Source organism: Verrucosispora sp. WMMD1129, from assembly GCF_029581255.1.
Taxonomy (GTDB): domain Bacteria; phylum Actinomycetota; class Actinomycetes; order Mycobacteriales; family Micromonosporaceae; genus Micromonospora; species Micromonospora sediminimaris.
The window spans coordinates 3,896,513-3,909,304 of the sequence record NZ_CP120741.1; the positions used below are offsets into that span (position 1 = coordinate 3,896,513).

General features: G+C 69.7%; 13 protein-coding genes. 9 read left to right on the top strand and 4 right to left on the bottom strand.

What is annotated here, in order from left to right:
- The first annotated feature begins 96 nt into the window (after window positions 1–96).
- From O7624_RS18095 to O7624_RS18105, 3 genes are all read left to right on the top strand, one after another.
- A complete protein-coding gene (locus O7624_RS18095; protein ID WP_204019237.1) occupies window positions 97–1,761 on the top strand; it encodes a fumarate hydratase in 1,665 nt (554 codons plus the stop codon).
- Window positions 1,762–1,925: 164 nt separating this feature from the next.
- Window positions 1,926–2,600 carry a hypothetical protein gene (locus O7624_RS18100; RefSeq protein ID WP_282236640.1) on the top strand — a complete coding sequence of 225 codons (675 nt, stop codon included), beginning with the start codon at window positions 1,926–1,928 and terminating at the stop codon, window positions 2,598–2,600.
- 490 nt (window positions 2,601–3,090) lie between these two features.
- Window positions 3,091–4,500 carry a class II fumarate hydratase gene (locus O7624_RS18105; RefSeq protein ID WP_282236641.1) on the top strand — a complete coding sequence of 470 codons (1,410 nt, stop codon included), beginning with the start codon at window positions 3,091–3,093 and terminating at the stop codon, window positions 4,498–4,500.
- A gap of 118 nt (window positions 4,501–4,618) precedes the next feature.
- Here O7624_RS18105 and O7624_RS18110 read toward each other — a convergent pair whose 3' ends face one another.
- Entirely contained in the window at window positions 4,619–4,888 is a 270-nt protein-coding gene (locus tag O7624_RS18110) for a hypothetical protein (protein WP_282236642.1), read from the bottom strand.
- A gap of 351 nt (window positions 4,889–5,239) precedes the next feature.
- Between O7624_RS18110 and O7624_RS18115 the strand changes: the two genes are divergently transcribed.
- From O7624_RS18115 to O7624_RS18125, 3 genes are read left to right on the top strand one after another with little or no spacing between them, the layout of a single operon-like run.
- A complete protein-coding gene (locus tag O7624_RS18115) occupies window positions 5,240–6,052 on the top strand; it encodes a helix-turn-helix transcriptional regulator (protein WP_282236643.1) in 813 nt (270 codons plus the stop codon).
- On the top strand, window positions 6,043–6,228 hold the full coding sequence (locus tag O7624_RS18120) for a DUF397 domain-containing protein (protein ID WP_282236644.1): 186 nt from the start codon (window positions 6,043–6,045) through the stop codon (window positions 6,226–6,228). The genes O7624_RS18115 and O7624_RS18120 overlap by 10 nt, the downstream gene beginning before the upstream one ends.
- Entirely contained in the window at window positions 6,225–6,620 is a 396-nt protein-coding gene (locus tag O7624_RS18125) for a TIGR03618 family F420-dependent PPOX class oxidoreductase (RefSeq protein ID WP_282236645.1), read from the top strand. The genes O7624_RS18120 and O7624_RS18125 overlap by 4 nt, the downstream gene beginning before the upstream one ends.
- A gap of 26 nt (window positions 6,621–6,646) precedes the next feature.
- On the opposite strand, the gene O7624_RS18130 is transcribed toward O7624_RS18125, so the two are convergent.
- The gene (locus tag O7624_RS18130; protein WP_282236646.1) at window positions 6,647–7,192 is read right to left on the bottom strand and encodes a CGNR zinc finger domain-containing protein; all 546 of its coding nucleotides are present in this window, start codon (window positions 7,190–7,192) and stop codon (window positions 6,647–6,649) included.
- A gap of 82 nt (window positions 7,193–7,274) precedes the next feature.
- Between O7624_RS18130 and O7624_RS18135 the strand changes: the two genes are divergently transcribed.
- Genes O7624_RS18135 through O7624_RS18145 form a run of 3 tightly spaced genes read left to right on the top strand, consistent with a single transcriptional unit; the run spans window position 7,275 to window position 10,700 of the window.
- Complete coding sequence (locus O7624_RS18135; protein ID WP_282236647.1) at window positions 7,275–8,234, top strand: EamA family transporter; 960 nt, start codon at window positions 7,275–7,277, stop codon at window positions 8,232–8,234.
- Between the two features lie 13 nt (window positions 8,235–8,247).
- Window positions 8,248–8,988: an HAD family hydrolase gene (locus O7624_RS18140; protein ID WP_282240673.1), complete on the top strand. Its 741-nt coding sequence runs from the start codon at window positions 8,248–8,250 to the stop codon at window positions 8,986–8,988.
- 35 nt (window positions 8,989–9,023) lie between these two features.
- A complete protein-coding gene (locus O7624_RS18145; protein WP_282236648.1) occupies window positions 9,024–10,700 on the top strand; it encodes a S8 family serine peptidase in 1,677 nt (558 codons plus the stop codon).
- A gap of 59 nt (window positions 10,701–10,759) precedes the next feature.
- Here the strand turns inward: O7624_RS18145 and O7624_RS18150 are convergent, their stop codons facing one another.
- The gene (locus tag O7624_RS18150) at window positions 10,760–11,482 is read right to left on the bottom strand and encodes a DUF559 domain-containing protein (RefSeq protein ID WP_282236649.1); all 723 of its coding nucleotides are present in this window, start codon (window positions 11,480–11,482) and stop codon (window positions 10,760–10,762) included.
- A gap of 622 nt (window positions 11,483–12,104) precedes the next feature.
- Entirely contained in the window at window positions 12,105–12,713 is a 609-nt protein-coding gene (locus tag O7624_RS18155; protein WP_282240674.1) for a helix-turn-helix domain-containing protein, read from the bottom strand.
- Window positions 12,714–12,792 lie beyond the last annotated feature (79 nt).

Sequence of the window (12,792 nt, forward strand, 5' to 3'; positions counted from 1 at the left end):
GAAGCGGAGTGTCGTCGTGAGCGAGCGGCAGCGAGCGAATCATCGGCCCAGTGCGGTGGTGCCTCACGGCGGCACGGAGCGAAGCGGAGTGTCGTCGTGAGCGCCGCCGACTTCGCGTACGCCCCGCTGCTGCCGACCGGTCCGGATCAGACGGACTACCGCCTGGTCACCGACGAGGGCGTCGATGTGGTCAACGGCCCCGGTGGTCGCCGGTTCCTGACGGTCGAGCCGGCCGCGCTGACCGCGCTGACCGCCGAGGCGATGCACGACATTGCGCACTTCCTGCGCCCCGCGCACCTCGCCCAGCTGCGGTCGATCATCGATGACCCGGCGGCCTCCCCGAACGACCGGTTCGTCGCGCTTGATCTGCTGCGTAACGCCAACATCGCTGCCGGCGGGGTGCTGCCGATGTGCCAGGACACCGGCACCGCGATCGTGATGGGCAAGCGCGGGCGGCACGTGCTCACCGACGGAACCGACGCCGAGGCGATCTCGCGGGGCGTGTGGCAGGCGTACACCCGGTTGAACCTGCGCTACTCGCAACTGGCCCCGCTCACCATGTGGGAGGAGCGCAACACCGGCAGCAACCTGCCCGCGCAGGTCGAGCTGTACGCCGAGGACCCGGACGGGCACCCCGACGCGTACAAGTTCCTCTTCATGGCCAAGGGGGGCGGCTCGGCCAACAAGTCGTACCTCTACCAGGAGACGAAGGCACTGCTGAACCCGACGCGGATGATGCAGTTCCTGGAGGAGAAGCTGCGGCTGATCGGCACCTCCGCCTGCCCGCCGTACCACCTGGCCGTGGTGATCGGCGGCACCAGCGCCGAGTACGCCCTGAAGACCGCCAAGTACGCCTCCGCCAAGTACCTCGACGCCCTGCCCACCTCCGGCTCGATGACCGCGCACGGCTTCCGGGATCTGGAGCTGGAGGCCGAGGTGCTGGAGTTGACCCGCAACTTCGGCATCGGCGCGCAGTTCGGCGGGCGCTACTTCTGCCACGACGTACGGGTGGTGCGGTTGCCCCGGCACGGCGCTTCCTGCCCGGTGGCGATCGCGGTGTCCTGCTCGGCCGACCGGCAGGCAGTGGCCAAGATCACCCCGTCGGGCGTGTGGCTGGAACGACTCGAAACCGACCCGGCCCGCTTCCTGCCCGACGTCACCGAGGCGCAGCTGGACGCGACCGAGGTGGTACGCGTCGACCTCAACCGGCCGATGGACGAGATCCGCGCCGAGCTTTCCAAGTACCCGGTGAAGACCCGGCTGTCGTTGAGCGGCCCGTTGGTGGTGGCCCGGGACATCGCTCACGCGAAGATCGCCGAGCGGCTGGACGCGGGCGAGCCGATGCCGCAGTACCTGCGCGATCACGCGGTCTACTACGCCGGCCCGGCGAAGACCCCGGAGGGCTACGCCTCCGGCTCGTTCGGCCCGACCACGGCTGGCCGGATGGACGCGTACGTGGCCAAGTTCCAGGCCGCCGGCGGTTCGATGGTGATGCTCGCCAAGGGAAACCGGTCGGGCCAGGTCACCCGCTCCTGCGAGCAGCACGGCGGCTTCTACCTCGGTTCGATCGGCGGCCCCGCGGCTCGACTCGCGCAGGACTGCATCAAGCACGTCGAGGTCCTGGAGTACGCCGAGCTGGGCATGGAGGCGGTCTGGAAGATCGAGGTGGAGGACTTCCCCGCCTTCATCGTGGTCGACGACAAGGGCAACGACTTCTTCGCCGAGGTCACCAAGCCGGTCCTCACCATCGGAAGCCGCTGAAATCAGCTGGACAACACCCACCCTTTCTCTAGAGTTTCTGGAGGAAGGGTGGGTGGCTCGTGGTCGCCCTCGTCGGACATAGCTGTGCCCCGGGCCGCGTGCTGAGCAGAGGCGAACACCGGGGCTTACGTCTACAACGATACCCCATTGGTGGTGAAACCCAAGTGGTCGTTCCCTATGAAGCGATCAGGGTTGGCATCTCGGAACTCCGGCTCGCGCCCTACGTAGCGGCTGAAGGGGGCGATCTCGGCAGGGCTCTTCGTCTCTACGCGTGGAACGTTGAGGTTTCCGGGGCCTTTCTCGGCATCCTGCACCTCTTGGAGATCCGCCTACGCAACGCGCTGGACGAGCAGTTGTGCCGGATGTATCAGCGGCAGGACTGGTGGGACGCGCCGGACCTGCGGATCCATCACATTGGCCGGCGCGCGGTCGTCAGGGCGGCCCAAGTCGTCAGCGCCCGTTCAGGTGTGATCACCCATGGCCACATGGTGGCTGAACTGTCCTTTGGGTTTTGGGTTGGCCTGTTGGGGAGGGGCGGATCGTGCGACTACGAAACTCGTCTCTGGCGCCCGGCACTCCGTCACGCGTTCCCGCACTACCGAGGCAGACGACAGCCCCTCTATACGGACCTTGACCACATCCGGACATTCCGGAACCACGTCGCGCATCACGAGCCGATTCATGATAGGCACCTTGCCGCCGACCGGTTAACGATCTTTCGACTGCTCGGTTGGATCTGCCCGGACTTCGCAGACTGGGTGACTCCCCTCGACCGAGTGCCGGAGGTGCTCAGTCGACGGCAGGATGTTGTAGAGGGTCGACTCGCACCACGCTTCTGACAGTTCGGGATCGTGGGTTTTGGAGGGGCGATGCCAGTTATAGATATCGATCACGATACCGACCGCTACCTGGAGTTTGCGGCGAAGATCGCTGGTCTTTCGAAAGGGGCGGTGGTTGCGCGGCTGGTCGAGATCCACCGGTGTGGCCAGGAAGACGGACCCTCACCCGAGGACTTGCCTGAGATCCGGGTCCACGCTGACTACGCGGGTCAACGTGTCTGGGCTACCTTCGTTCCCGGCCCAGGTAGGACGACGATCACCAGCTCGCCGGTGGAGGGAAAGACGTTCCGCACCCCGAGCGAGGCCGCCCGCGCGGTGGTGAGCGCTCTACGCCCGGGCGTCAGCCCCCAACGTAACGGTTGGACCTTCTGGACCATCACCGAGACCGGTCAGCCGCTACAGACCGTCCGGCACACCTATCGATAGCAGACCCTGTCGGTAGGGAGATTGCTCGCCCGATCATCTGCACGTCGTCGCGGTGCGCGGCAGGATGGTACGCGTGACGACTCCAGAGAGCACCGGCTACCGGATCGAACGCGACTCGATGGGCGAGGTGGAGGTGCCCGCCGAGGCGCTGTGGCGGGCCCAGACGCAGCGGGCGGTGCAGAACTTCCCGATCTCCGGCCGAGGCATCGAGCCGGCCCAGATCCGGGCGCTGGCTCAGATCAAGGGGGCGGCGGCAGAGGTCAACGGCGACCAGGGGGTGATCGACGCGAACGTGGCCGCCGCGATCGCCGCCGCCGCGGCGCACGTGGCCGACGGCGGGTACGACGACCAGTTCCCGGTGGACGTGTTCCAGACCGGCTCCGGTACCTCGTCGAACATGAACACCAACGAGGTGATCGCCACCCTGGCCGGGCGGGAACTGGGGAGCAGCGTTCATCCCAACGACGACGTAAACGCCTCGCAGTCCAGCAACGACGTCTTCCCCTCGTCGATCCACCTGGCGGCCACCGAGGCCGTCGTACGGGATCTGCTGCCGGCGCTGAACCACCTGGCCGCCGCGCTGGAGGCGAAGGCGTCGGAGTTCGAAACCGTCGTGAAGGCCGGGCGTACGCACCTGATGGACGCCACCCCGGTGACGCTCGGGCAGGAGTTCGGCGGGTACGCCGCCCAGGTTCGCTACGGCATCGAACGCCTGGAGTCCGCGTTGCCCCGGCTGGCCGAGCTGCCGCTGGGCGGTACCGCGGTCGGCACCGGCATCAACACCCCGCTCGGCTTCGCCGCCCGGGTGATCGAGAAGCTGCGCGCCTCGACCGGGCTGCCGTTGACCGAGGCGCGCAACCATTTCGAGGCGCAGGGCGCCCGGGACGCCCTGGTCGAGACGTCGGGGCAGCTGCGTACCGTCGCGGTCGGGCTCTACAAGATCGCCAACGACATCCGCTGGATGGGCTCCGGCCCGCGTGCCGGCCTACGTGAACTGCGTATCCCGGACCTCCAACCGGGGTCGTCGATCATGCCGGGCAAGGTCAACCCGGTGGTCTGCGAGGCCGTTCGGCAGGTCTGCGCGCAGGTGGTAGGCAACGACGCGACCGTGGCCTTCGCCGGCTCGCAGGGCGACTTCGAACTGAACGTCATGCTGCCGGTGATGGGCCGCAACATCCTGGAGTCGATCCGGCTGATCGCCGCGTCGAGCCGCCTGCTCGCCGACCGGTGCGTGGTCGGCCTGGTCGCGGACGCCGAGGTCTGCCTGTCGTACGCCGAGGGTTCGCCGTCGATCGTCACACCGCTCAACCGTCACCTCGGCTACGACGAGGCCGCCTCGATCGCCAAGGAGGCGCTGGCGAAGCAGATCTCCATCAAGGAGGTGGTGATCTCGCGGGGCCATCTCGACTCCGGCAAACTCTCGGAGACTCAGCTGGAGGAGGCGCTCGACCTGCTCCGCATGACCCACCCCTGACCTGGCCCCGCCGACCCGCGTCCGCGCCTGCCGGTCGGGCTGGCTTGATCGACTCCAGTTGCGGCATCTCGGCGTATCCGGGCGGCTGATGGCCGCAAGATGCCGCGACCGGAGTCGATCAGCCCTCGGCCATTCGATGCCTGGGCACCCAGGCGAGAAAGCGGGCGAAGAGAGCCGCTGGGTCCGGACCGTCCTGTGGGTTCAGGCGGTACAGGTCGGCGGCAGCCTCGTGCAGCACCGCGCAGAGGTAGATGCTGAGCGCGACCCGGTCGTGGGCGTACTCGGTGACAAGATCGAGCCGTGCGGCGGCGCAGGGCCACGGTGCGGCGCAGACCCGGCAGAGCCAGAGCGGACGCAACGGCAGATGTGTCCGGGGCGACGCGCCCATGCCCCTCACCCTCGGCCGCCGTCGCCCGGCCGGTCGGTCTTGGGTGCGCTTCGGGAGGTGGTTCGACGGGCATTCCGGGGCGCGGTTCGGGACATGGGACAGCCTCCTGTCGAGCTGAGTCGTTTGCGTGAATCGCCCCGGCGGTGGGACCGCCCGGCCGGGGGAGCGGACGGTCCCACCTCGACGCCGAGCTCGGGGGATGAGCGGCGAGCGTCGCGCTTCACAGTCTGCTGAGGACGCCCCTACGCTCGGAAGTGTTTGTGCCTGCTGTCCGAGAGCCACTGCCGGTGGTCGGGCTGCCGGTGGCGTGGCGCTGGAGTCGATCGACCGGTTGCTGGAGGGCGGTTGGAGATGGCGGGTGGACAGCTGACGGCGGCGGCGTTCCTGGTTGCGGAGCTGCGCCGGGCTCGGGTCCGGCGGGGGTGGAGTCAGGAGGAGTTGGCCAAGGCCGTCAACTACTCACCGTCGATGGTCAGCGCGGTCGAACTGGGCCAGCAACCGCCCACCCCGAAGTACCTGGACCTGGCCGACAAGGCCCTCGACACCGGCGGCATCTTCGGTCGCATGCTCACCGACCTGGTAGCCCTCGACAAAGCCCAGGTCTGGCAACGCGGCTGGCGCGCCATCTTGGCGGAGTCATGGGCCCTACGCTGGTTCGAACCGCTCCACGTGCCTGGCCTGCTGCAGACGGAAGCGTATGCGCGAGCGGTCTTCGAGTCCGATCCGCTGCTGGATCCCGGCGAAATCGAACGACGGCTGGCTGACCGGTTGAGCAGCCAAGAGGTGCTTTACGCCGAGAAATCTCCCCGGATCGCGGCTGTCGTGGACGAGTCGGTCTTGCGGCGACGGGTCGGTGGTCGGAAAGTCATGCGTGAGCAGCTTCTGCACCTCGTCCGCCTCGCTGTCGAGCACCCACACTTTCGGATCCACGTCGTGCCCACGTCCACGGAGGAGTATCCGGGCCTGAATGGCCCGTTCATACTCGCCAGCCTGGCCGACGGTGTCGAAGTTGCCTTCCTCGGGGGCCAGATCGGTGGACGGGAGTTGGACGGAGCAGCCGATCTCCTGCGACTGCAACGGACCTGGGAGGCTACTCTCGCCGTGGCTCTGCCCCCGCAGGAATCGATCGAGCTGCTGAAGGAACTGGCGGAATCATGGAGTTGACCGGCGCACGCTGGCGAAAGAGCCGCCTTAGCGGGTCCAACGACCAGTGTGTCGAGGTGGCGGTCGGGCGTTCCGGGGTGGGGGTGCGGGACAGTAAGGATCCGGCTGGGCCCGTGCTGAGCTTCGAGGCGTACGCCTGGCGGGTCTTTGTCGCGGCACCGCCGCGCCGGACGTGACCACCTCGCCCGGCGCGGAGGTGTTGGAGCGGCTGGCGCGGGAGCGGGTCGTGTGGATCTGCACGCTGCGGCCGGACGGCTCGCCGCATCTGACGCCGGTCTGGTTCCACTATGCCGAGGGTGAGTGGTGGATCGGCTCCGGTGAGCGCAACCGGAAGGTTCGCAACATCGCTGCCGACCCCCGGGTGTCGCTGGCGCTGCCCGACGGAGATGCGCCGGTCGTCGCGGAGGGCGAGGCGAGCATCGTCCGCCGGCCCTTTCCGCCCGACGTGGTCGAGGCGCTTCGCCGCCGGTACGACGGTTGGGACGTCACGGTGGACGGCCCGGACGGCCGCTACGTGCTGCTCCGGGTCAGCGTGACCCGCTGGCTGATGGCCGGCCGTGCCCGCTGACAAGCGTCGCGCCCACGCGTCGGAGGTCAGGAGCGGGCGGCGGCCCGGCGCGCCCGGTAGGCGCTGACGGCGGCCCGGTTGCCGCAGCCGGCCTCACAGAATCGGCGGGAGCGGTTCTTGGAGAGGTCGACCAGCACGTTGTCGCAGTCGGGGTGCTCGCAGATGCGCAGCCGGCGCAGTTCGCCGCCGCGTACCACGTCTGCGACGGCCATCGCCGCCTCAACCGCGATTCTGGTGGCGAGCGGGGCGTCCCGGGGCACGGCGTGCAGATGGTAGGGCTCGGTGTCGTGCGTGATGAGCTGGGGCAGCGCACGGTGCTCGCGGAGCAGGGCGTTGACGATCGACACGATCTCGTCCACCTCGGCGTACCAGATCCGGCGGAGGCGGGGGCGCAGGGCGCGTACCGCCCGTAGCTCGGTCTCGGTGTGCTCGTGCCGGCCGCTGTAGGAGTGAGTGGTGAAGAAGGCGTCCAGGGCGGCGATATCCGGGAGGCCCTCTCCGCTGGATCCGGCGGTGTTGACAAGCGCTGCGGCGGCGACCAGAGAGCACTCAGTGTCATGGGCGAAAAGCAACTTGACTCCTGTCGTGGCTCCACCTAGCGTCATCGGCGTAACCTATTTTGCCCATGGCGGGCAGTCGTGCCAAGGAGAGCCCATGCGTCAACCGCCCGCCGCAGGTACCGGTCTCGCGCTGGCGCTGCTCTCCGCGATCACCTTCGCCACCTCAGGCACCTTCGCCCGATCCCTGATCGACGCCGGCTGGTCGGCCGAGGCGGTCGTCATCGCCCGGGTCGGCATCGCCGCCCTGATCCTGATGGTGCCCGCCGTGCTCGTCCTGCGGGGGCGGTGGCCGGTGTTGCGCCGCAACCTCGCCTCGATCGGCGTCTTCGGATTGCTCGGGGTGGCGGTCGCGCAGGCGTGCTTCTTCAACGCCGTACGGTACCTGCCGGTCGGCGTCGCGTTGCTGCTGGAATACCTCGGCATCATTCTCGTCGTCGGTTGGACCTGGCTGGTGCAGGGCCAACGTCCCCGGCGGCTGACCGTCGCCGGTTCGGTGGCGGCCATGGTCGGGCTGGTCTTCGTGCTCGACGTGACCGGGACGGGCCGGCTCGACGTGGTCGGCGTCCTTTGGGGACTCGGTGCGGCGGTCGGGCTGGCCGGATACTTCGTGCTCGCCGGCCGGGTCGACCCGGCCCTGCCATCGACGGTCATGGCCAGCGGCGGGATGGCCGCCGGTGCCGGCGTGCTGCTGCTGCTCGGCCTGAGTGGCGCGTTGCCGTTGCGGGCCACCTTCGACACCGTGCAGTTCGCCGGCACGCAGACCAGTTGGCTGGTGCCAATCGTCGGTCTGACGCTGGTGGCCGCAGTGGTCGCCTACCTGGTGGGGATCGCCGCGGTGCGGGCGCTTGGCTCCCGGATGGCCTCGTTCGTCGGGCTGACCGAGGTGATGTTCGCGGTCCTGATCGCCTGGCTGGTCCTGGGAGAGCTGCCGACGGTGGTGCAACTGTTCGGCGGACTGCTGATCGTCGCAGGTGTGGCGCTGGTCCGCCTCGACGAGCTGCGGATCCCCGTCCAGCCGACTCCGCTGAAGGCGACGGAGCCCGCCCTGCGGTGACATGCTGAACGGCATGCTGAGCACAGTGGTGTTCGATGCCGACGAAACCCTGATCGATCTGCGTCCGGCCGTCACCGCAGGGCTGGAAGCCGTGCTGGCACAGATGCGGAGGTTGACCCCGGTCGCGGCCGGCGTCACGCTCGCCGACCTGGAATCGGACTGGGGCGCGGTCTTTGGCGACCTGGCCGCCGCGCCGGTGGCCGAGATCCGGCGTGCCGCCCTGGCCCGGTCCCTGGATCGGGCCGGGCTCGGTGCGCACCTGGACGAGATCAGCGAGCTCTTCTTCGCCCGCCGCTTCGCGCTGACCCGGCCGTTCGTCGACACGCTGCCGGCACTGGCGGCTCTGCGTCAACGATGGACGCTGGGCTTCGCCACCAACGGCAACAGCCGCGTCGAACGCTGCGGCCTCGTCGGCGAGTTCGCCTTCGAGGTGTACGCGCACTGCGACGGAGTGCCGAAGAAACCGGCCCCGGATTTCTACGCGGCGGTGTGCGCTACCGCCGGAGTCGATCCGGCTCAGGTGGTACATGTAGGCGACAACCCGGCCCATGACGTGGTCGGAGCACAGCAGGCGGGCCTGCGGGCCGTGTGGCTGAACCGCCGAGGCGAGCGGTTGCCGGCCGATGTGGTGCCGGATGCCGTGGTCTCGACCCTGACCGAGCTGCCCAGCGTGCTGGCCGATCTTTCCGGCGAAGCGGATCTTCCGCCGTTAATCCGGCGCTGCTCTGGCGAAACCTCACGCATTGATGTCTGATGACGCCACGTCCCTCAACGAGAGGATCCGATGTGGTGAGCAAGCGCTTCACCGTCGGTGCCGTCGCAACCGCGACGGCGCTGACACTCACGGTCACAGGTCTGGGAGTGCCCGCCAGCGCCGAGCCGGCGGACCTGCGGACCTTCACCGTGGTCGCCGAGGACGGCGTCTCCACCGACGCGGCGATCGCCGCGATCCGGTCGGCGGGCGGGACCGTGGTGTCCCGCAGCGACGAGGTCGGTGTCTACCAGGTGACGACCGACCGGGCCGACTTCGCGACGAAGGCGACCTCCGCCGCCGCCCTGATCGGCGCGGCCGAGGAGAAGGCCATCGGGCGCAAACCGCGCCTTGACCGGGTCGAGCAGGAACACCTGCTGGCCGCCGCGGCCGCCAAGGGCACCGGTAAGCAGCGGGGCAAGAAGATGGACCCGCTGGACGACAAGCTCTGGGGTCTGGAGATGATCCGGGCCGACAAGGCGCGCAAGGTGGAGCCCGGCGACCGCCGGGTGACCGTCGGCGTCCTTGACACCGGCGTGGACGCCGGTCACCCCGACATCGCCCCCAACTTCGACTGGGCGCTGTCGCGCAACTTCGCCCCCGACATCCCCGAGATCGACGGTGAGTGCGAGGTGGCGAGCTGCCTCGACCCGGTCGGCACCGACGACGGCGGCCACGGTACGCACGTCGCCGGCACCATCGGCGCTGCCGCCAACGGCTTCGGTCTCTCCGGTGTCGCGCCGAAGGTGTCTCTGGTCAACCTCAAGGGTGGCCAGGACTCCGGCTACTTCTTCCTGAACCCCGTGGTCAACGCTCTGCTGCACGCGGGCAGGTCGGGGCTCGACGTGGTCAACATGTCCTTCTACGTCGACCCGTGGCTCTACAACTGCACCGCGAACCCGGCCGACTCCCCGGAGGCGCAGGCGGCGCAGCGGGCCACCATCCGGGCGATGAAGCGGGCGCTGACCTTCGCCCACAACCGGGGCGTCACCCTGGTCGGCGCGCTCGGCAACAACCACGAGGATCTGGGCGACCCCCGTACCGACGTCTCCAGCCCCAACTACGGTGACGTCGCGCCCTATCCGCGCGAGATCGACAACGACAGCTGCTGGGACCTGCCCACGGAGGGGCCGCACGTCATCAGCGTCTCCGCCGTCGGCCCGTCCGGTAAGAAGGCCGACTACTCCAACTACGGCACCGAGCAGACCGCTGTCGCCGCTCCCGGTGGCTGGTACCGCGACGGCTTCGGCACGGACACGTTCCGTACCGACGCCAACATGATCCTTTCCACCTACCCGAAGAAGGTCCTCCAGGAGGAGGGGGCGGTCGACGAGGACGGCAACATCGTGCCCGGCGCCGAGACCTTCGTGTTCAAGGACTGCAAGCGCAACGGGGAGTGCGGGTACTACACCTACCTCCAGGGCACCTCGATGGCGGCACCGCACGCCTCCGGGGTGGCCGCGCTCATCGTGAGCCGCTACGGCAAGAAGCAGGGCCGCAGTGGCTACGGCATGGCACCCGACCGGGTCGAGCAGCAGCTCCTGCGGACCGCCGCCGAGCGGGCCTGCCCGGAGCCGCGGCTGTTCAGCTACGCCAACGAAGGCCGGCCGGCCGAGTTCGACGCCTACTGCGACGGCTCGCGAAGCTTCAACGGCTTCTACGGGCACGGCATCATCGACGCGTACGCGGCGGTGACGGTCAAGCCGCGCCGATAGCACGCCGCTGATCGAAGGCACGATGGCCGGGCTGGAACCCTCAGCCCGGCCATCTGCTGTCATCGGTGCCACCCCCGGTCAAGTAGCGCAGCGCGGACTTCCCGGACGATCCCCGGGAAGTCCTGGTGGAGACGGCGACTGGTCACGTGCAGTACCAGCCAGCCGGCACCGACGAGACGGTTGAGTCGCTGGCGGTCCCGATGCAGCTGCTCGCGGTCCGAATGCCAGTGCCCGTCGTACTCCACCGCCACGCGGACGGCGGGCCAGGCGAGGTCCGGATGCAGGATCAGACCGCCGGGCACCTGCACCGGATGCTGCACCACCGGTCGAGGCAGACCGGCCAGCACCAGGCGGATGCGCAGCTGCGACTCGGCTGGCGACTGGGCCGCCGGCTCAGCCAGATCGAACAGCCAGCTCGCCCGGCGTATCCCGGGACGGCCATCGTGCAGGGCCGCGAACTGGGCGAGAGCCGCTCGTGTGGTGAGTCCCCGGCCGAGCAGGGTGTCGATGATGGCGATCGCGCGGGTCGGCTCCAGCCAGACGGCGCTCTCCCATGCTGCCCGGGCCGGGTCGGTGCGGCGGAGCGTGCCCGTGCCGATGCCCGGGAGCCAAGGCTCCTCCGACATCGTGTGCACTTGCAGGCCAGGTTGACTGCGCAGCCCGGCTGGCGCCGGCACGAGCACGTGCACCTTGTCGGCGAAGCTTGCGGCGTGCTCGACCCCGTGCAGGTACGCCGCCGACGGGCCGGCGAAGGCTGCCGCGACCGGCAGCTGCAACGCCACGGCGCGGCAGGCCAATTCGTGATCGCGATCGAGCCGGGCATCGACGTAAATGTCCCGTCGTAATCGAGCCCAGGCGGAATTGCGAAGCTGATGCGTGGTGAGTAGGCCCTGGCGGACGGTCTCCGAGCCGCGGAACACCTGCCACGCAAGGGCGCTCGGTCGGTGTGCTTGAGCTGGCATGAACGAGAGCCTGCGCGTCGTACGGCCGCCTCGGCAGCCCCTGTGGACAACCGCCGCCAGGGCCTCGGCCGTCCCCTGTGGATAACTCCCCAGCCATCGCCGATTGTGCTATAGGCGTCCCTGCGGCCCCGCCCGCTCCGTGCCGCCCCGCTCCGTGCCGCCCCGCCCGTGCCGCCCCGCTCCGTGCCGCCCCGCCCGCTGGCCCGCCCGTGCTGGCCTGGCCGTGCTGGTCCGCCCCGTCGTGACGGCCCGAGCGCGTGCCGCGCGACTTGCGGCAAGTTGGGCTTTCGAGCTGTGGTTTGGGCGCAACTTGCCGCAAGCCGGGCCGGGCCTTGCCGGGCCTTGCCGGGCAGGGCCGGGCCTTGCCGGGCCCTGCCCGGCGGTGCCGGCCTTGTCGGGCAGGGCAGTGTCGGGCGGTAGGGCCAGGGGGAAGGGCGGGCGGTCAGGTCAGGGCAGTGGTGATGGCGGTGGCGGCGGCCAGCACCTGTGCGCCGACCGTCTCGGCGTCCAGCGGGGCCAGCGCCACCACCCCGACGCTCGCCTCCAGGCCGGGTACCCCGAGCACCGGCGCGGCCACCCCGTACGCGCCTGATTGAAGCTCACCGGCGGTGCTCACCGGGCCGCCGTCACCCGACCGGCCCGCCAGGATGGCCCGCCCGGCGGCCCCGCGCTCCAGCGGGTGTCGGGCCCCGGTCCGGTACGCGACGTGAAACGACGTCCAACTCGGCTCGACGACCGCCAGCGCGACACCCTCCCCACCTTCCACCACCGTGAGGTGGGCGGTGGCTCCGGCCTGTTCGGCGAGTCGCCGCAGCGCAGGCAGTGCCCCCTCGGCGAGCAGCGGTTGGGCCCGCCGGGCCAGGTTCAGCACCCCGGCGCCGAGGCGCAGCCGGCCGTCGGTGTCACGGCGCAGCATGCCGTGCCCGGCCAGCGGCCCGACCAGCCGGTAGACGGCGGCCCGACCGATGCCCAACCGGTTCGCGGCCTCGGTGACGGTCAACCCACCCGGGACGTCCGCCACCAGGTGCAGCAGCCGCAGCCCCCGGTCCAGGGTCTGCGACGCCTCGCCACCCCGCGCCGGCCCGCCTGACGCCGATCCGCTCGACGCCGACTCACCCGACGCCGGCCCG